This window comes from Streptomyces sp. TS71-3 (assembly GCF_018327685.1).
In the GTDB taxonomy this organism is placed as follows: Bacteria; Actinomycetota; Actinomycetes; order Streptomycetales; family Streptomycetaceae; genus Streptomyces.
In genome coordinates this window covers 4,622,871-4,640,967 of sequence record NZ_BNEL01000001.1, presented here as the reverse complement: position 1 = coordinate 4,640,967, position 18,097 = coordinate 4,622,871, and the positions used below count along the sequence as shown (strand labels likewise).

General features: G+C 71.6%; 13 protein-coding genes and 1 tRNA gene. 7 read left to right on the top strand and 7 right to left on the bottom strand.

Going from position 1 to position 18,097, the window contains the following annotated elements; all coding sequences use genetic code 11:
- Positions 1-122: 122 nt before the first annotated feature.
- Genes Sm713_RS18745 through Sm713_RS18730 form a run of 4 tightly spaced genes read left to right on the top strand, consistent with a single transcriptional unit; the run spans position 123 to position 4,452 of the window.
- Positions 123-1,055, top strand: a complete 933-nt coding sequence (locus tag Sm713_RS18745) for a branched-chain amino acid ABC transporter permease (protein WP_212910744.1) — start codon at positions 123-125, stop codon at positions 1,053-1,055.
- Complete coding sequence (locus Sm713_RS18740) at positions 1,055-2,866, top strand: branched-chain amino acid ABC transporter permease (protein WP_212910743.1); 1,812 nt, start codon at positions 1,055-1,057, stop codon at positions 2,864-2,866. Before Sm713_RS18745 ends, Sm713_RS18740 begins: the two co-directional genes overlap by 1 nt.
- A 6-nt stretch (positions 2,867-2,872) precedes the next feature.
- Positions 2,873-3,739 (top strand): ABC transporter ATP-binding protein, encoded by an 867-nt coding sequence (locus Sm713_RS18735; RefSeq protein ID WP_212910742.1) that lies wholly within the window; start codon positions 2,873-2,875, stop codon positions 3,737-3,739.
- Complete coding sequence (locus tag Sm713_RS18730) at positions 3,736-4,452, top strand: ABC transporter ATP-binding protein (protein ID WP_212910741.1); 717 nt, start codon at positions 3,736-3,738, stop codon at positions 4,450-4,452. Before Sm713_RS18735 ends, Sm713_RS18730 begins: the two co-directional genes overlap by 4 nt.
- 172 nt (positions 4,453-4,624) lie before the next feature.
- On the opposite strand, the gene Sm713_RS18725 is transcribed toward Sm713_RS18730, so the two are convergent.
- The gene (locus Sm713_RS18725) at positions 4,625-5,278 is read right to left on the bottom strand and encodes an ANTAR domain-containing response regulator (RefSeq protein WP_212910740.1); all 654 of its coding nucleotides are present in this window, start codon (positions 5,276-5,278) and stop codon (positions 4,625-4,627) included.
- A 101-nt stretch (positions 5,279-5,379) separates the two neighbouring features.
- Between Sm713_RS18725 and Sm713_RS18720 the strand changes: the two genes are divergently transcribed.
- Positions 5,380-5,454 (top strand) — tRNA-Leu (locus Sm713_RS18720).
- A 278-nt stretch (positions 5,455-5,732) separates the two neighbouring features.
- On the opposite strand, the gene pyk is transcribed toward Sm713_RS18720, so the two are convergent.
- The 3 genes from pyk to Sm713_RS18705 all read right to left on the bottom strand — a co-directional run bounded on the left by pyk (position 5,733) and on the right by Sm713_RS18705 (position 9,025).
- Positions 5,733-7,169 (bottom strand): pyruvate kinase, encoded by a 1,437-nt coding sequence (gene pyk, locus Sm713_RS18715; protein WP_212910739.1) that lies wholly within the window; start codon positions 7,167-7,169, stop codon positions 5,733-5,735.
- A 164-nt stretch (positions 7,170-7,333) separates the two neighbouring features.
- Complete coding sequence (locus Sm713_RS18710; RefSeq protein ID WP_212910738.1) at positions 7,334-8,065, bottom strand: SIMPL domain-containing protein; 732 nt, start codon at positions 8,063-8,065, stop codon at positions 7,334-7,336.
- Positions 8,066-8,251: 186 nt separating this feature from the next.
- Positions 8,252-9,025 carry a sulfotransferase gene (locus Sm713_RS18705; RefSeq protein WP_249416371.1) on the bottom strand — a complete coding sequence of 258 codons (774 nt, stop codon included), beginning with the start codon at positions 9,023-9,025 and terminating at the stop codon, positions 8,252-8,254.
- A gap of 595 nt (positions 9,026-9,620) precedes the next feature.
- On the opposite strand from Sm713_RS18705, the gene Sm713_RS18700 reads away from it, so the two are divergent.
- A complete protein-coding gene (locus Sm713_RS18700; protein WP_212910736.1) occupies positions 9,621-11,474 on the top strand; it encodes a bifunctional UDP-sugar hydrolase/5'-nucleotidase in 1,854 nt (617 codons plus the stop codon).
- A gap of 288 nt (positions 11,475-11,762) precedes the next feature.
- Here Sm713_RS18700 and Sm713_RS18695 read toward each other — a convergent pair whose 3' ends face one another.
- Together Sm713_RS18695 and Sm713_RS18690 are read right to left on the bottom strand one after the other, a co-directional pair.
- Positions 11,763-13,214, bottom strand: coding sequence for a lysine N(6)-hydroxylase/L-ornithine N(5)-oxygenase family protein (locus Sm713_RS18695; RefSeq protein WP_212910735.1), 1,452 nt, complete (start codon positions 13,212-13,214; stop codon positions 11,763-11,765).
- Positions 13,211-14,608, bottom strand: a complete 1,398-nt coding sequence (locus Sm713_RS18690; protein ID WP_212910734.1) for an aminotransferase class V-fold PLP-dependent enzyme — start codon at positions 14,606-14,608, stop codon at positions 13,211-13,213. Before Sm713_RS18690 ends, Sm713_RS18695 begins: the two co-directional genes overlap by 4 nt.
- A 155-nt stretch (positions 14,609-14,763) precedes the next feature.
- Between Sm713_RS18690 and Sm713_RS18685 the strand changes: the two genes are divergently transcribed.
- Positions 14,764-15,384: a GNAT family N-acetyltransferase gene (locus tag Sm713_RS18685; protein ID WP_212910733.1), complete on the top strand. Its 621-nt coding sequence runs from the start codon at positions 14,764-14,766 to the stop codon at positions 15,382-15,384.
- A gap of 177 nt (positions 15,385-15,561) precedes the next feature.
- Here Sm713_RS18685 and pepN read toward each other — a convergent pair whose 3' ends face one another.
- Positions 15,562-18,069, bottom strand: coding sequence for an aminopeptidase N (gene pepN / locus Sm713_RS18680; protein WP_212910732.1), 2,508 nt, complete (start codon positions 18,067-18,069; stop codon positions 15,562-15,564).
- Between the last annotated feature and the right edge of the window lie 28 nt (positions 18,070-18,097).

The window sequence follows — 18,097 nt, the reverse complement described above, 5'->3', positions numbered from 1 at the left end:
GTCACGCCCGGCACCCCACCGCGGTGCCGGGCGTGACGCACTCGGGGCCCGGCAAGGGCGCAGACACCCGTCCCGGCCTCCCCGCCCATCCCCATCACTCACCCAGACACGGAGGCCACGCGGTGCATGCTCTGCCGCAGCAGCTGGCCAACGGGCTGTTCCTCGGCTCGATGTACGGGCTGATAGCCATCGGTTACACGATGGTCTACGGCATCGTCCAGCTCATCAACTTCGCCCACGGCGAGATCTTCATGACCGGCGGCTTCGGCGCACTCACGGTCTACGTCTACATCCTTCCCGCAGGCACCTCCATGTGGGTCGCCGTCCCCCTCATGATCGTGGGAGGCGGGCTCGTCGCGGTCCTCGTCGCGATCGGCGCCGAACGCTTCGCCTACCGGCCACTACGTGGCGCGCCCCGGCTGGCCCCGCTCATCACGGCGATCGGCCTGTCCCTCGCGCTCCAGCAGCTCGTCTTCAACCTCTACCCGCACGCCAGGTCCGCGATCTCGTTTCCCGGACTGCCCTTCGGGCCGTACCACCTGGGCAGCGTCCGCATCCAGGCCGGCGACATCTTCCTGCTGATCGCCGCCCCCGTGTGCATGGCCGCCCTGGCGTTCTTCACCAAGACCTCGCGCACCGGCCGCGCCATGCAGGCCACCGCCCAGGACCCGGACACGGCGCAGCTCATGGGCATCAACACCAACAAGATCATTGTGATCGCGTTCGCGATCGGCGGTTTCTTCGCCGCCATCGCCGGTGTCGCCTACGGGTTCAAGATCGGCAGCGTCTCGTACGACATGGGCTTCCAGGCAGGTCTGAAGGCCTTCACCGCGGCGGTCCTCGGCGGCATCGGGAACATCTACGGCGCCATGCTCGGCGGTCTGGTACTCGGCCTCGCGGAGGCCATCGCCACCTCCTACATCTCCGACATCCCCGGGATGCACCAGCTCGGCGGGCAGGCCTGGGCGGCGGTCTGGGCCTTCGTCCTGCTCATCCTTGTCCTGCTGTTCAGGCCACAAGGCCTCCTAGGCGAACGCGTCGCTGACAGGGCGTGATGAACACCATGACCACCACCACGAAAAGCACCCCACCGGCCATGGACACTCCCCCGGCGCGGGGTCTGCTGCCCCTGCCGGCCGGCCTCGCGCGGGCCCTCGTCCCGGCCGGCGGTCTGATCACCGTCGTCAGCGCGTTCCTGCCGTGGACCTGGACCTCCGACTTCGCCGGTGACCTCACCTACTACGGCTATCCGGCGGGGCTCCAGCTCCTCGCGATCGTCGCCGGAGTCATCACCGTCGCCTTCGGCCTCGGTGCCCACGGCGTGAAGGGGCTGCGCTGGCTCAACCCGGGCAAGAGCCCCAACGCGCTCTTCCTCGCCGCCCTCTCGGCGTTCGCGGTCACCTGGTACACGGGCATCGCCATCACCATCGAGCTCGGCGGCCTGGTCAACCTGGAGCCGGGCGGCCTCCTCGCCATGGCCGGCGGGCTCGTCGGGGTCCTGGGCGCCCTCGGCCTGCCGCAGCCCGCGGACAACGAGGCGACGGGCCTCGCCGCGTACTTCAGCAGGCCGGCCCACATACCCGAGGCCGACCTGCCCAGCGACTGGGTCCAGCGGGTCATCCTGACCCTGGTCGTCGCCCTCGGCCTGGTGGTCTTCACCTACGGCATCGGGATCGACCCGGAGGAGAGCGAGACCTTCATCGGCTTCGTCCTCCTCCTCGCCATCGGCGCCTGGGCCCTGAACACCTCCGGCCTGACCGTGCGGTACTCCCGGCTCAACGCCGGCCACCGCGGTTTCTCCACCACCATGGCCTTCATCGCCGCGGTGATCTTCCCGTTCACGCAGTCGGACGACCACAACGCCAACCTCGGCGTGAACATCCTGATCTTCGCCACGGTCGCCCTCGGCCTGAACATCGTCGTCGGCCTCACCGGCCTGCTCGACCTCGGCTACGTCGCCTTCCTCGGTGTGGGGGCCTACGCGGCGGCGCTGGTCTCCGGTTCCGAGTTCTCCCGGTTCTCCGGCGTGCACGTGCCCTTCTGGGGCGCGGCGCTCATCGGGATGGGCTCCAGCCTGGTCTTCGGTGTCCTCATCGGCGCCCCGACGCTACGGCTGCGCGGCGACTACCTGGCGATCGTCACCCTGGGCTTCGGAGAGATCTTCCGCATCGCCGTCAACAACATGGACGGCAGCTCGGGCCCGGACATCACCAACGGCCCGGACGGCATCACCAACGTGCCGGACCTCAACGTCTTCGGGTTCGACTTCTCCCAGTCGCACGATCTCGGCCCCTTCACCATCGGCCGGTTCGCGAACTACTTCTTCCTGATGCTGATCTTCACGGCGATCGTGGTGCTCGTCTTCACCCGCGCTGCCGACTCCCGCATCGGGCGGTCCTGGGTCGCCATCCGCGAGGACGAGACCGCCGCCACCGCCATGGGCATCAACGGCTTCCGGGTGAAGCTCGTCGCGTTCGCCCTCGGCGCCACCCTCGCCGGCCTGGCCGGCACGGTGTACGCGCACGAGACCTACGGCGTCGTGCCCAACCCGTACCAGTTCGCCGGCGCGGCCCCGCCCAACTCGGCGTTCCTGCTCGCCGCCGTGGTGCTGGGCGGCATGGGCACGGTGGGCGGCCCGCTGCTCGGCGCCAGCCTGCTGTACCTCATCCCGGAGAAGCTCGGCTTCCTCAAGGAGTACGAGCTGCTGGCCTTCGGTGTCGCCCTGGTCCTCCTGATGCGCTTCCGCCCCGAGGGGATCATCTCCGACAGCCGCAAGAAGCTCGAGTTCCGGGCGACCGGGCAGATGGACGTCCCGGACCAGACGACCCTGGAGCCGGCCACCGGCGTCGCCAAGGCGGGGGGCTGAACCAGCATGACCACCACCACCGAGACCACCACCGTCCTCCAGGCGGACGGCGTGACGATGCGTTTCGGCGGCCTCACCGCCGTCCGGGACGTCTCGCTCACGGTGAGCGCCGGCGAGATCGTCGGCCTCATCGGCCCCAACGGCGCCGGTAAGACCACCTTCTTCAACTGCCTCACGGGCCTCTACATCCCCACCGAGGGACGCGTCGCCTACCGGGGCACCACCCTGCCGCCCAAGCCCCACCTGGTCACCCAGGCCGGCATCGCGCGGACCTTCCAGAACATCCGGCTCTTCGCCAACATGACCGTCCTGGAGAACGTCCTCGTCGGCCGGCACACCCGCACCAAGGAAGGCCTCTGGTCGGCCCTGCTGCGCGGCCCCGGGTTCCGCAAGGCGGAGGCGGCCTCGCGGGCCCGCGCCATGGAGCTGCTGGAGTTCACCGGCCTCACCAGGAAGGCGGACCACCTGGCGCGCAACCTCCCCTACGGCGAGCAGCGCAAGCTGGAGATCGCCCGCGCCCTCGCCAGCGAGCCCGGGCTGCTGCTGCTCGACGAGCCGACCGCGGGCATGAACCCGCAGGAGACCAGGGCCGCCGAGGAGCTCGTCTTCGCCATCCGGGACAAGGGCATCGCCGTCCTGGTCATCGAGCACGACATGCGGTTCATCTTCAACCTCTGCGACCGCGTCGCCGTCCTCGTCCAGGGCCAGAAGCTCGTCGAGGGCACGCCCGACGTCGTCCAGGCCGACGAGCGCGTCATCGCCGCCTACATCGGCAGCCCCATGGACGACTCGCCGGAGGACGAGGCACTCGCCGAGGTCGAGGCCGCCGAGGCGGCGGTCGGCGCCGCGGACACCCAGGAGGACGCCAAGTGACCGCGCTCCTAGAGGTCGACGACCTCCGCGTCGCCTACGGCAAGATCGAGGCCGTCAAGGGCATCTCCTTCCAGGTGAAGGCGGGTGAGATCGTCACCCTCATCGGCACCAACGGCGCCGGCAAGACGACCACCCTGCGCACCCTCTCCGGGCTGCTCAAGGCGCGTTCCGGCACCGTCACCTTCGACGGGGAGCCGCTCAAGAGGCTGCGGCCCGACCAGATCGTGGCCCGCGGGCTCGCCCACTCCCCCGAGGGCCGGCACATCTTCCCGCGCATGACGATCGAGGAGAACCTCCTCCTCGGCGCCTTCCTCCGCAAGGACAAGGCGGGGGTCGCGGCGGACGTGCAGCGTGCCTACGACCTCTTCCCCATCCTCGGGGAACGCCGCAGGCAGGCCGCGGGCACGCTCTCGGGCGGTGAGCAGCAGATGCTGGCCATGGGCCGGGCGCTGATGTCCCGGCCGAAGCTGCTCATGCTCGACGAGCCCTCCATGGGCCTCTCGCCGATCATGATGCAGAAGATCATGTCGACGATCCGCGAGCTCAGCTCCGAGGGGATCACCATCCTGCTCATCGAGCAGAACGCGCAGGCAGCCCTCTCGCTGGCCGACCAGGGCCACGTCATGGAGGTCGGCACGATCTCCGTCTCGGGCACCGGCCAGGCCCTCCTGCACGACGAGTCCGTCCGCAAGGCGTACCTCGGCGAGGACTGACGCCGCCGGCGGCCCGCTCCCGGAGCGATCCGGGGACGGGCCGTCGGCCAGGCCGGAGCTGAACGGGCCCCCAGGGCCCGCCACCGGCTCCGGCCTGCCCGCTCCCGGCTCCGCGGACGGAAAACGGCCCGCCCTTCCCTTTCCGGAAGGGCGGGCCGTTTTCCGTCCGCCGCTACTTGTCCTTGGCCGCCTTCTTCTCCTCGGCGTCCTCGATGACCGCTTCCGCCACCTGCTGCATGGACATCCGGCGATCCATCGAGGTCTTCTGGATCCACCGGAACGCCGCCGGCTCGCTCAGCCCGTAGTCGGTCTGGAGAACGGACTTCGCGCGGTCCACCAGTTTCCTCGTCTCCAGCCGCTGGGTGAGGTCGGCGACCTCCTTCTCCAGGGCGCGCAGCTCGGTGAACCGGGAGACCGCCATCTCGATGGCCGGGACCACGTCGCTCTTGCTGAACGGCTTCACCAGATACGCCATGGCGCCCGCGTCCCGCGCCCGCTCGACCAGGTCGCGCTGGGAGAACGCGGTGAGCATCAGCACCGGCGCGATCGACTCCTCGGCGATCCGCTCGGCCGCCGAGATGCCGTCCAGCTTCGGCATCTTCACATCGAGGATGACCAGGTCGGGGCGGTGCTCTCGGGCCAGCTCGACGGCGCGCTCGCCGTCTCCCGCCTCGCCGACGACGGAGTAGCCCTCCTCCTCGAGCATCTCCTTGAGATCGAGGCGGATCAATGCCTCGTCCTCGGCGATGACGACGCGGGTCGTCGCCGGTGGGACGTGTTCCTTCCCATCGTCGGCAGAAGGCTGAGGGGACTCGGGGGCGGTCACGGGGACTCCTCGGTGCGGGGCAGGTTCCTGCTCGTACGAGCCTACCCAGCTACGATATGGTGGTGGCGCGAGGGGGTTGGGCATTCCTCTTGATTTCCAGGGCCCCAGTACTCCAACTGGTCAGAGAGGCCGCTCTCAAACAGCGGACAGTGTGGGTTCGAATCCCACCTGGGGCACTTCGTTTTCCTCCGGAAATCCGCCGCCCGTTCCGGGGCCCGCGGAATCATTCCGGGATTCCATGTCGGCCATGACACGCGACGGCCCTGCCGGAAGGTCCGACTCCACAAATCCGAGCCGGACCGTGACGTGTGCCACACCTGCTGTCCACCGCGCCGAATCGCTGCCCACCGCCATGGCCTTTTCCGGTCACCGCGATGGGCCCTGGCCGTTCCACCGCGGTGATCCGTGGCCGTCCGGTGGGACGCCCGGTCCACCGCGGTGGGCCGTTGCCGAGCTAGCGCGGTGAGTCGTCCTCGCCGATGTGGTGCACCCGGAGCAGGTTCGTGGTGCCGGACACCCCGGGCGGCGAGCCTGCCGTGATGATCACGATGTCGCCCTTGGCGCACCGCCCGAGCCTCAGCAGCTCGTCGTCCACCTGCTCCACCATGGCGTCGGTGGAGTTCACGTGCGGGCCGAGGAAGGTCTCCACGCCCCAGGTGAGGTTGAGCTGGGCCCGGGTGGCCGGGTCGGGGGTGAAGGCGAGCAGCGGGATCGGCGAGCGGTAGCGGGACAGGCGCCGCACGGTGTCGCCGGACTGCGTGAAGGCGACCAGGAACTTCGCGCCCAGGAAGTCTCCGATGTCGGCGGCCGCGCGGGCCACCGCACCGCCCTGGGTGCGGGGCTTGCTCCGCTCGTTGATCGGCGGCAGCCCCTTGGCGAGGATGTCCTCCTCGGCCGCCTCGACGATCTTCGCCATCGTCCTGACGGTCTCGACGGGGTACTTGCCGACGCTGGTCTCCCCGGAGAGCATCACGGCGTCGGTGCCGTCGATCACGGCGTTGGCGACGTCGGAGGCCTCGGCGCGGGTCGGCCGGGAGTTGTCGATCATCGACTCCAGCATCTGGGTGGCGACGATCACCGGCTTGGCGTTCCGCTTGGCCAGGGCCACGGCGCGCTTCTGGACGATCGGCACCTGCTCCAGCGGCATCTCCACGCCGAGGTCGCCGCGGGCCACCATGATGCCGTCGAAGGCCGCCACGATCTCGTCGAGGTTCTCGACGGCCTGCGGCTTCTCCAGCTTGGCGATGACGGGGACCCGGCGGCCCTCCTCGTCCATGATGCGGTGCACGTCCACGATGTCCTGCCCGCTGCGGACGAAGGACAGGGCCACGACGTCGGCGCCGGTGCGCAGCGCCCAGCGGAGGTCGGCCTGGTCCTTGTCGGAGAGCGCGGGGACGGAGACGGCGACGCCCGGGAGGTTGAGGCCCTTGTGGTCGGAGACCATGCCGCCCTCGACCACCAGGGTCTGCACGCGCGGGCCGTCCACGCCGGTCACCTCCAGGGTGACCTTCCCGTCGTCGACGAGGATCCGCTCGCCCGTGGTGACGTCCGCCGCGAGGCCCTCGTAGGTGGTGCCGCAGCACTGGCGGTCGCCTTCGAAGTCCTGCTCCACCGTGATGGTGAAGGTGTCACCGCGTTCAAGAAGTACGGGTCCCTCGGTGAAGTGGCCGAGCCGGATCTTCGGGCCCTGAAGGTCGGCGAGGATTCCGACGCTCCGCCCGATCTCGTCGGAGGCCTTCCGCACGCGCTGGTAGCGCTCCTCGTGCTCGGCGTAACTGCCGTGGCTGAGATTGAGGCGGGCTACGTCCATTCCGGCGTCGACCAGTGCCTTGATCTGGTCGTACGAATCGGTGGCGGGGCCCAAAGTACAGACGATCTTTGCTCGACGCATGCTTCGAGAGTAGGCCTTACCGGCGGGTAGAGAATTGGCCGCACGTGACCACTCAACAACCGTTGCATGAAGGGTTATTGACAACTGTTGAATTGTGCGACTGGTCGCTCTGATGAGCGATAATAGCGGCGATATAACACGGTCGTCACTCGCGACATCACAAGTCACAAATGCGGCGCAATCATAGTGAAGCGAGCATTGACCTGAGCATGGACGTGCTGGCGTTGCGGTTGGAGGTCGAGCGGGGCGGCCTCCCCTCCGGGGGCACCGGCGAACGACGAGGTGGGCATCCGCCTGTGCATGCCGGCGGGGGCACCGGGGGCTATCGGCTGCTCGGCGCCGATGTCCGCTATCTCCACCAGCGCGGCGAGTTCCGTACCCAGCGCCTGGGCGTACTCGCGGGCGCGCTGCACCGCCTCACGCACCGCCTGCTGGCGGACCTCGCGGTGCACGGGCGAGTCGGGGCGCAGCGCCCACCAGGGGCCGTCGACCTGGGTGAGGTCCTGGTCGGCGAGGCGGCTGACGAGCTCGCCGAGCGCGGTGAAGTCGGCCAGCTCGGCACCGATGCGGACCCGGCCGTGGTAGGCGCGGACCCGTTCGCCGCGGCCGTGCCGTGAGAGCTCGGGGCTGATGGAGAAGGCGCCCGTCTCCAGCCGCTCCACGGCATCCCCGTACTCCCCGACCAGGTCGAGGACGGCCGCGTTCCGGCCGGTGAGGTCGTCGAGGGCGGCGCGCCTGCTGGAGCCGCGGGCACCGACGGTGATGTCGATCCGGGCGATCTCCGGATCACGCTCCAGGTGCGCCTCGCCGCGGACCGCGACGCGGGGGGCTTCGGGGGTGCCGTAGGGCACGGGCGCGGACGGCTCGGCGCCGCCGGCGGGCGGGTGCGTGGTCATGCCGACCACTGTCGCACCGGACGGCACACCCCGCCCCCGCCTTGCGGAACCTCCGCCGGCGCCGTCGACACGCCCCGCCCCCGCCTCGCGCAGCCTCCACCGGCGCCGTCGGCACGCCCCACCCGCCGGACGCTCCCTTGCTCCCCCGCCGTGCGCCCGAGCGCCCTCAACCCGGCTCAGCCGGGCTCAGTCCGTCCGGTAGCCCCACTCGTCCGCGAGCTCCCCCAGCCGGCCCGGCAGCCGGACGTCCGGGTCGGCACCGCGGGCGCTCTGGATGCGGCCCGACTTGATCGCGCTGCTCCAGTCCCCCAGCTGGGGCTGGAAGTCGCCGTGGTCATGGCTGCCGTAGTCGAGCATGCCGCTCTCCCAGGGGACGCCGAGGTGGTCGCAGAGGCCCCGGGTGACCTTCTCGGGCTCGGCGGTGAGCTGCTCGTAGGTGACCACATGGGCCCGCAGGTGCGTGCGCGCCTCCTCCAGCTTCTCGCTGTAGTTCAGCACCTCCGCCTCGATCTCGGTGAGGTCGGGGTCGGTGCGGCGGCTGGCCAGCGAGGTGACGACGGCGGCCGGATGGCGCAGCAGGATGATGTAGCGGGCGTTCGGCCAACATCGACTCAGGCGCGGCCACATCAGGGTGTTCGGGGGCGTCTTGTCGACGATGACGTCCTTGCCGCTGCGCTTCAGCTCCAGGTGGAGCAGCCGGTCCCACAGGACGTGCTCCAGCTCCTCCTTGTCGAGCGCCAGCTCCTTCATGGCCTGCGCGGTGAACTCGCGGGCCAGGTGGACGTGGAGGGTGCGCAGGTGCATCTCGTGCGGGGCGCGGATCTGGGAGTGGCTGTTCAGCAGGACCCTCAGCAGGGTGGAGCCGGAGCGCACGGAGGAGAGCACGAAGACCGGCGAGTCGACCAGCCGGGGGGCGGGCGGGGCGACGTACCCGACCGCCCGGTCCAGTGCGCCGTCCACGCCGTCCGCGTGGGACCCGGACGAGCCGGAGGGCCCGGAGAACTTGGTCGAACGCGGCGAGCGCGACGCCGGACTCCGCCGTGGTGGGCTCACCGCCTGGGCCATCAGTCTACCCCGCCGCTTGAGCCCCTTTCGGAGGTTCGACATCCGAGTCTGTCGCACGCTGGCGCTCCTTCCGTCACGTACTGCCGTGCTGTGCCGGCGGTCGTGTCCGGAGCGCCGCGTCCCGAGCGCCGCGCCCGGACCGCCTGGCCGGTGGTGGCCTCCCCCCACATCGGCCATACCAGGGGCAACAGGCGAACAAGAGGTGTCCAACAGGCAACCAACGCCCCCGAGACGCGGTCACATATACCTTCTGACCTGCGGCTTTGCTTGTTCCTTAATTCTTTATGGGATTCTGACCGAACGTTGTGCCGAACCGGGGAACCCTTGACCTGCACCAAGTCCCCTTTGCGGCATTCATCCCATATATATCCATGTGAACCGATCGAATCGAGACACGGCGAGAGTGCGACCCGGGGGCGGGTGCGCCAGAATCCAGGTGTGTTGTCAGTGTGGTCGTGCACGACGACACGGCTCACGACGAGGAGACGGGATGCCGCACGGCAGAGGGACCTTCCCGGGGCGGTCCGCCGTCACGGGAGCGGGCATGGCCGTGGCGGGCGGCACCGCCGCGCCCGGGGCGGCCGCCGGAGCGGACGCCGACCCTGAACCGGGCACCGGGCGGCTCGGAGGCCGGGAACCGCGGCGCTACTCGTTCACCGTCATGGGCACCACGGATCTGCACGGGAATGTCTTCAACTGGGACTATTTCACCGACCGGGAATTCGACGACGACGCCCACAATGACGTCGGCCTCGCGAAGGTGTCCACGCTGGTGTCCGGCGTCCGCGAGGAGAAGGGCCCCGGGAACACCCTGCTGATCGACGCCGGCGACACCATTCAGGGCACCCAGCTCTCGTACTACTACGCCAGGGTCGATCCGATCACCGCGGATGCGGGTCCGGTGCATCCGATGGCGCGGGCCATGAACGCCATGGGATATGACGCCGCGGCCCTCGGCAATCACGAGTTCAATTACGGTATTCCGCTGCTGCGGAAGTTCGAGGAGCAGTGCGACTTCCCGCTGCTGGCCGCGAACGCCCTGGACGCCGGAACGGGGCGGCCCGCATTCCGCCCCTATGTCCTCAGACGGCTGGGCACTCCTGGCGGCCCCGACGTGCGGGTCGCGGTCCTGGGGCTCACCAATCCCGGTATCGCCGTCTGGGACAAGCAGAACGTCTCGGGGCGGATGACCTTCCCCGGCCTGGTGGAGCAGGCCGCCCACTGGGTGCCGAGGCTGCGGTCGATGGGCGCGGACGTGGTGGTCGTCGCGGCGCACTCGGGTGCGGACGGCGGCCCGTCGTACGGCGGCCAGCTCCCGTACGACGAGAACGTCGCGGCTCGGATCGCGGAGCGGGTGCCGGGCATCGACGCGATCCTGGTGGGCCACGCGCATGTGGAGATCCCGGAGCGGCGGGTCGCCAACGAGGAGACGGGGCGGCAGGTCGTGCTCTCCGAGCCGCTCAAGTGGGGGCAGCGGCTGACCCTGTTCGACTTCGACCTGGTGTGGTCGCGGGGGCAGTGGGTGGTGGAGCGGGTGGGCGCGGGGGTCCTGAACTCCAACACGGCCGCCGAGGACCCGGCGGTCACGGGTCTGCTGGCCGAGGAGCACAAGAAGGTCGTCGCGTACGTCAACCAGGTCGTCGGCACCTCGAAGACGGCGACGGACACCGCGGAGGGGCCCTACAAGGACGTGCCGCTGATCGCCCTGATCAACCAGGTGCAGACCGAGACCGTGCGGGCGGCGCTGGCCGGCGGTGCGTACGCGGACCTGCCGGTGCTGTCACAGGCCTCGTGCTTCTCCCGGGCGGTTCGGATCGCGGCCGGTGACATCACGATCAGGGACGCCGCCGGGCTCTACCCGTTCGACAACACCCTGGAGGCCCGGCTGGTCACGGGTGCACAGGTGCGGGACTACCTGGAGTACTCGGCGAAGTACTACGTACGGACCGCGCCGGGCGCGCCGGTGGATCCGGCGAGGCTCACCAACGCGGAGGACACCCCGGACTACAACTACGACGTGGTGTCCGGCCTGACCTACCGGATCGACATCGCGCGGCCTGCCGGTTCCCGGATCACGGATCTGCGGTTTCGGGGCGAGCCGCTGGACGACTCCGCGCGGTTCGTGTTCGCGGTGAACAACTACCGGGCGGGTGGTGGGGGCAACTACCCGCACCTGCCGGGGGCGGAGCGGGTCTGGTCCAGTTCGGAGGAGATCCGGGACACGATCGTCGCGTGGGTGCAGAAGCAGGGGGCGATCGATCCGGGATCGTTCGCCCCGGTGGGGTGGGGGCTGACCCGGGCCGGGGTGCCGGTGTTCGGCGGGGCCGCTTCCTCAGTCCGGTGAGTCCGATGCGGGGCCTGCGCCCCGGCTCGTAGTTGGGGCGGTGGGTCGGGCACGACAGAACCAGCCCCTTCGGACGGTGGCGATCTGACGGTGTCGTCGTGGCTGGTCGCGCAGTTCCCCGCGCCCCTTCAGGGCAGTGGGGGACGGTGGGTCGGACACGACAGAACCAGACTCCTCAGGACAGTGGCGATCTGACGGTGTCGTCGTGGCTGGTCGCGCAGTTCCCCGCGCCCCCTGGGGTGGGCCGGGGCACCCCGACGGCCTGCTCGCCCCGGCAGGGGCATGCGCTTATGTGGCCGGCAGGCCGAACGTGGTGAACGCCGTGCGTTCCGGGAGCGGGTAAGCCTCCTTGGCCGTGAGGGTGTTGAGGATCGTCGCGCTGCGCCAGGCCGCGAGGCCGAGGTCCGGGGTGCCCACGCCGTGGCTGTGGCGTTCCGCGTTCTGCACGTAGATGTGCCGGCCGGCGCCGCCGATCGACGGGTCGAGGACCAGGCGGTGCTGCTCGTCGACCAGCGGGCGGCCCGCGGAGTCCCGCCGTATCAGGGCGGTGATGTCCGCGAGCAGTCCCTCCAGGGGCCGTTCGCGGTAGCCGGTGGCCAGGACGACCGCCTCGGTGGTGAGTCGGGAGCGGCTGCCCTGGTGGACGTGCTCCAGGTGCAGCTCGACCTGGCCGAGGGCCACCCGGCCCGCCGTGCGCACCAGCACGCCGGGGGTGAGCACCGCGTCGGGCCAGCCGCCGTGCAACGTCCGCTGGTAGAGCTCGTCATGGATGGCGGCGATGGTGTCGGCGTCGATGGCCTTGTGGAGCTGCCACTGGCGCGGCACCAGGCCGTCGCGCACCGGCTCCGGCAGGGCGTGGAAGTAGCGGGTGTAGTCGGGGGTGAAGTGCTCCAGGCCCAGCTTCGAGTACTCCATGGGCGCGAAGGCCTCGGTGCGCGCCAGCCAGTGCAGCCCCTCGCGCCCGGCGGGGCGGTTCCGCAGCAGGTCGAGGAAGACCTCGGCGCCGGACTGGCCGGAGCCGATGACGGTGACGTGCGCGGCGGCGAGGATGCCCTCGCGGTGCCGCAGGTAGTCGGAGGAGTGGATCACCGGCACGCCCCGGGCCTCCACCAGCGGCTTCAGCGGCTCGGGTACCTCGGGTGCCGTGCCGATGCCCAGGGCGACGTTCTTGGCGTAGGTGCGGCCGGAGTCCTGCGTGTGGCCGCCCGGGCCGAGCCGGGTGAAGTCGACCTGGAACAGGCTCCGTTCGGCGTCCCAGTGGATGCCGTCGACGCGGTGGCCGAAGTGCAGTCCGGGGAGGTTCTCGCTGACCCAGCGGCAGTACGCGTCGTACTCCGCGCGGCGGATGTGGAAGCGCTCGGCGAAGTAGAACGGGAAGAGCCGGTCGATGCTGCGCAGGTAGGCGAGGAAGGACCAGGGGCTCGCGGGGTCGGCGAGGGTCACCAGGTCGGCCAGGAACGGCACCTGGAGGGTGGCGCCGTCGATGAGGAGCCCGGGATGCCACTGGAAGGCCTGCTGCTGGTCGTAGAAGACGGCGTCCAGGGCGTCCAGCGGCTGGGCGAGCGCCGCGAGGGAGAGGTTGAACGGGCCGATGCCGACGCCGACCAGGTCGCGGGGGGCGGTGTCGGCGGGGGCGCCGGACGCGGCCTCTGCATCGTCCGGCTCGGTGCCGGACGCGGCCTCGGCGGTGTCGTGTGAGGTGTGGGGCGCGAGGCCGGCTGTGGGGGGTGTCGGGCTCATCGGGGGGCGTGTCCTTCCACCAGTTTCAGGAGTGCGGCGAGATCGCTGGTGCGGGTGTGCGGGTTGAGCAGGGTCGCCTTGAGCCAGAGCCGTCCGGCGAGGTGGGCGCGGCCGATGACGGCGCGGCCCTCGGTGAGCAGCCGGCGCCTGATGTGCGCGACATGGGTGTCGTCGGCGCCGGACGGCCGGAACAGGACGGTGCTGATGGTGGGCGTGCCGTAGAGCTCGAAGCCGGGGTGCTCGGCGATCAGCGCGGCGAGTTCGCGGGCGTGTGCGCAGACCGCGTCGGCCAGCGCTCCGAGCCCGCTCCGGCCGAGGGCCCGGACGGTGACCGCGATCTTGAGGATGTCGGGGCGGCGGGTGGTGCGCAGCGAGCGGCCCAGCAGGTCGGGCAGTCCGGCCTCGGTGTCGTCGGCGGCGTTGAGGTAGTCGGCGCTGTGCCCGAGGGTGTCGGCGTCCCGGGGGTCCGCGACGGCGAGCAGGCCCGCAGCGACCGGCTGCCAGCCGAGCTTGTGCAGGTCGAGGGTGACGGTGTCGGCCCGGTCCAGCCCGGCGAGCAGTGGCTTCAACTTCTCGCTGAAGAGCAGGGGGCCGCCGTACGCCGCGTCGACGTGCAGCCGGGCACCGGCCGCGCCGCAGACGTCGGCGATGCCCGGCAGCGGGTCGATGAGCCCGGCGTCGGTCGTCCCGGCGGTGGCGGCCACCAGCACCGGGGTGTCCGGCGCCCGGGCGCGCAGGGCGTCGGCGAGGGCGAGCGGGTCGACGACGCCGGTGGGCGCCGGCACCGTGACCGGTGCGGGCAGCCCGAGCAGCCAGGCGGCGCGGGGCAGGGAGTGGTGGGCGTTGGCGCCGCAGACGAGCTGGACGGTGCCGCCGTACCGCTCCCGGGCGAGCAGTAGGGCGAGTTGGTTGGCCTCGGTGCCGCCGGTGGTCACCAGTGCGTCGGGGGACCGGCGGGTGCCGTCGGGCCGTGCGTAGACCTCGGCGGCGAGGGCGCGGGTGAGCAGGGCCTCCAGGGCCGAGGCCGCGGGGGCCTGGTCCCAGGAGTCCATGGAGGGGTTGAGCACGGACGCGGCGAGGTCGGCCGCGGCGGCCACGGCGAGCGGGGGGCAGTGCAGGTGCGCGGCGCACAGCGGGTCGGCGGGGTCGGCGGAGCCCTCGGCGAGGACGGCCACCAGCTGGCGCAGGGCCGCCTCGGCGCCGTCCCCCCGCTCCGGCAGCACGGCGCCCACGGTCTGGCGCACCCGCGCGGCCACGGCCTCGGGCCCTCCGGCCGGCAGGGGGCCGCCGCGCAGCACCGCGCCGTCGTGCAGGGAGTCGAGCACGGTCGCCAGCAACGGCCGCAACGCCGCGGGGCCTTCGGTGCCCGAGGCGAGCGGCTGCAAGAGGCTCATCGGTGGTCCTTCGGGTGCGCATGGACGGGACCACCAGCCTGTCCGCCGCACCGGCCCACCACCCGGGAGTACGGCCAACCCCGCTCGAAAGGGGGAACGTCGTCCGCCGTGAACACTTTGGTGTGCTAGGGGGCTGGTGGCGTACCGTCGGTTGGATGGCGGACGCGTATCGAGACATACGGGCCGGGGACGGCACCGGTCCGGACGGCGACGGCATCCGGGTCGACGGCCCGGGCGGGGCGTGGACCGTACTGCGCGAGGCGGTACCCGGTGACGAGGGCGCGCTCAGCGCACTGTTCGAGGGCTGCGAGGACTGGTTCGTGGCGGCCACCGGACTGCCGTCGGCGCCCGGAGACGTGCAGAGCCTGTACTACGCCCTGCCCGAGGGCGCGGACCCGGACGGCAAGCGGGTGCTGGTCGTCGAGGGCGGGGGCGGCCTGGTGGGGGTGGTGGACGTGGTGCTGGGACACCCGGGTCCGGACGGCGCGGCGGTGGGGCTGTTCCTGCTGGCACCCGAGGTCCGCCGCACCGGCCTGGGGTCCGAGCTGGCCCGCGCGCTGCTGGAGCGCGCCGCGGCCGAGGGCGTCCGGCGGGTGACGGCGACGGTTCCGCCGGGCTGGGCGCCGGGGGCGGCGTTCCTGTCCGCGCTCGGCTTCACGCTCGGCGCGGAGCCGGCCGCAGCGGACGGCACGGGCAGCCGCGCCGGTACGGGCAACCGCCGTCCGGGCCCCCGGGAGGGCGCCGTGCGGCGGGCGGAGCTGCGCTTGGACGGCTGACTTGGACGGCTGAGGGCCCCGTCCCTTACCCGTACCGGCGGGCACGGGCTCCGGCCCGGACTCCCCCGCGGAGCCGCAGGGCACACAACCCCTCCTGAGCAGCCCTGCGGCCACAGCCCCACCTGCGCAGCCCTGCCGGAGTAGACCTGCGCCACGGCCCCGCGCCCGACGGGCCCCTCAATCCCCCCGTACCCGCAGCGCCCGCTGGAGGTCGTCGAGCTGGTCGGCGAGCCCGCGGCGGAGCGCCGGCACCGGGTCGGCGTCGCGGAGGCAGGCCTCGCCGACGCGGAGGTGCTCGGTGTCCACCGCGTGCACCGGGAACGCGTACCGGGCCGCCGCCGAGGCCATGGCGGGACCGCGGCGGGCGGCGAGCGCGACGGCGTCGGGGTAGTAGCGGGGCACGTAGTCGCGCAGCAGGTCGAGCTGCTCGGGCTGCCAGAAGCCCTCCGCGGTGGCCACGAAGAGGTAGTTGGAGAGCTCGTCGCCGGTGAACAGGGCCTGCCAGGCGCGGCTCTTCGCGCCCGGGTCGGGCAGCGCCGCGCCGCAGCGGGCCGCGCCCTCCTGGCCGGTCGCGCTCGGGTCCCGCTCCAGCTCGGCCCCGATGGCCGCCTCGTCGGTGGCGCCCAGGACGGCGAGCCGGGTGAGGATCCGCCAGCGGAGTTCGGGGTCGAGCTCCGGGCCGCCGTGCACGGTGCCGTCGGCGAGCCAGGCCGCGATGGACGCGGGGTGCTGGGCGGCGTCGACGAAGTGGCGCACGGCGACGAGCCTGAGGCCCGGGTTCTCCCCGCTCTCGGTGCGCCTCAGCAGGTCGCGGCAGAGGGCGGTGAGGGTGCTGAGCGCGGCCGCGCGGGCGTCGCCGGCCAGGTAGCGGGCGGCGATCTGCCGGCCGGCGAAGGTCAGCACGCCCTGCACGATGGCGAGGTCGCTCTCGTGCGGGAGGTGGGCGCGGGCCGCCTTCAGGTAGTCGGCGGGAGCCAGTTCGCCGTCGCGGACCATGTCGCGGGCGGCGTTCCAGATGACGGCACGGGCCAGCGGGTCGGGCAGGCCGGACAGGTCCTCGACGGCGGTGCTCCAGGAGTCCGGGTCGAGCCGGACCTTGGCGTAGCTGTAGTCCTGGTCGTTGAGGAGGACCAGGGCGGGCCGGGCTCCGTCGCCCTTCAGGCTGGTCAGGCCGCCCTGGGCGGGGAAGTCGCGCTCCCAGCGGGTCCGCGGGACCAGCCGGCCGGGCTCGGCCGGGTCGCGGTCGTAGAGGCCGACGGCGAGCCGGTGCGGGCGGCCTCCGGTGTGCTGGACCTCCAGCGTCCAGGCGCCCTTGTCGCCGCCGAGCGCCGGGGTGAAGGTGTCCACGCCCGTGGTGCGCAGCCAGGACGCCGCCCAGGAGTGCATGTCGCGGTCGGTGTGCCGGGCGAGCGAGTCGATGAAGTCGGCGAGGTCGGCGTTGCCGAACCGGTGGCGCGCGAAGTGGGTGTTGATGCCGGCCAGGAAGTTCTTCTCGCCGAGCCAGACGACGAGCTGGCGGAGCGCGGAGGCCCCCTTGGCGTAGGAGATCCCGTCGAAGTTGAGCATGGCGCTCGCGGTGTCCTCGACGCCCTCGGGGGCGACGGGGTGCGTGGAGGGCCGCTGGTCGGCGTCGTAGCCCCAGGCCTTGCGTGCGACACCGAAGTCGACCCAGGTGTCGGTGAAGCGGGTGGCCTCGGTGAGCGTCTGGAAGCCCATGTACTCGGCGAACGACTCGTTGAGCCAGACGTCGTCCCACCAGGCGAGGGTGACCAGGTCGCCGAACCACATGTGGGCCATCTCGTGGGCGATCACCATCGCCCGGGTCTGCCGCTCCGTGTCGGTGACCGCGGAACGGTAGACGTACTCGTCGCGGAAGGTCACCAGGCCCGGGTTCTCCATCGCACCGTGGTTGAACTCGGGGACGAACGCCTGGTCGTAGGAGTCGAAGGGGTAGGGCTCCTCGAACTTCTCGTGGTAGCGGTCGAAGCACGCCCGGGTGATCTCGAACAGCTCGTCCGCGTCGGCCTCCAGGTGGGACGCCAGCGAACGGCGGCAGTGCAGGCCGAACGGCAGGCCGCGGTGCTCGGTGCGCACCGAGTGCCAGGGTCCCGCGGCGACGGCGACCAGGTAGGTGGAGATCGGCTGGGTGGCCGCGGCCCGCCACCGGCCGCCGCCGAGGTGTTCGGTGATGCCGTTGGCGAGCACCTGCCAGCCCTCGGGCGCGGTGACGGAGAGCTCGAAGACGGCCTTCAGGTCGGGCTGGTCGAAGGCGGCGAAGACCCGCTTGATGTCGTCCAGGAAGAGCTGCGTGTAGACGTAGGTCTCGCCGTCGGTGGGGTCGGTGAAGCGGTGCATGCCCTCGCCCGTGCGGGAGTAGCGCATGGCGGCGTCGACCGCCAGCTCGTGCTCGCCGGGGGCCAGGCCGGTGAGCGGCAGGCGTCCGCCGTCGAGCGCCGCGGTGTCCAGGGACTGCCCGTCCAGGGTGGCGGAGCGCAGCTCGGCCGGGTCGAGCTCGACGAAGGTGTCCGCGGTGCCGGTGTCCTGCGGCGCCCGGACGGTGAAGCGGATCAGGGTCCGCGAGTCGAAGGTCTCGTCGCCGCGGGTGAGGTCGAGCTCGATCGTGTAGCGCTGCACGTCGAGGAGCCGGGCACGGGTCTGCGCTTCATCGCGCGTCAGTACGGGCATGGAGACATGCTGCCCGATCGCGGACGAG

Excerpts from the sequence above, each read along its gene's own strand:
- Sm713_RS18695 (WP_212910735.1), bottom strand. The coding sequence starts at position 13,214 with ATGAGCCCGACACCCCCCACAGCCGGCCTCGCGCCCCACACCTCACAC.
- Sm713_RS18710 (WP_212910738.1), bottom strand. The coding sequence starts at position 8,065 with ATGACCACGCACCCGCCCGCCGGCGGCGCCGAGCCGTCCGCGCCCGTG.
- Sm713_RS18685 (WP_212910733.1), top strand. The coding sequence starts at position 14,764 with ATGGCGGACGCGTATCGAGACATACGGGCCGGGGACGGCACCGGTCCG.
- pepN (WP_212910732.1), bottom strand. The coding sequence starts at position 18,069 with ATGCCCGTACTGACGCGCGATGAAGCGCAGACCCGTGCCCGGCTCCTC.
- Sm713_RS18700 (WP_212910736.1), top strand. The coding sequence starts at position 9,621 with ATGCCGCACGGCAGAGGGACCTTCCCGGGGCGGTCCGCCGTCACGGGA.
- Sm713_RS18735 (WP_212910742.1), top strand. The coding sequence starts at position 2,873 with ATGACCACCACCACCGAGACCACCACCGTCCTCCAGGCGGACGGCGTG.
- Sm713_RS18690 (WP_212910734.1), bottom strand. The coding sequence starts at position 14,608 with ATGAGCCTCTTGCAGCCGCTCGCCTCGGGCACCGAAGGCCCCGCGGCG.
- pyk (WP_212910739.1), bottom strand. The coding sequence starts at position 7,169 with ATGCGTCGAGCAAAGATCGTCTGTACTTTGGGCCCCGCCACCGATTCG.
- Sm713_RS18740 (WP_212910743.1), top strand. The coding sequence starts at position 1,055 with ATGAACACCATGACCACCACCACGAAAAGCACCCCACCGGCCATGGAC.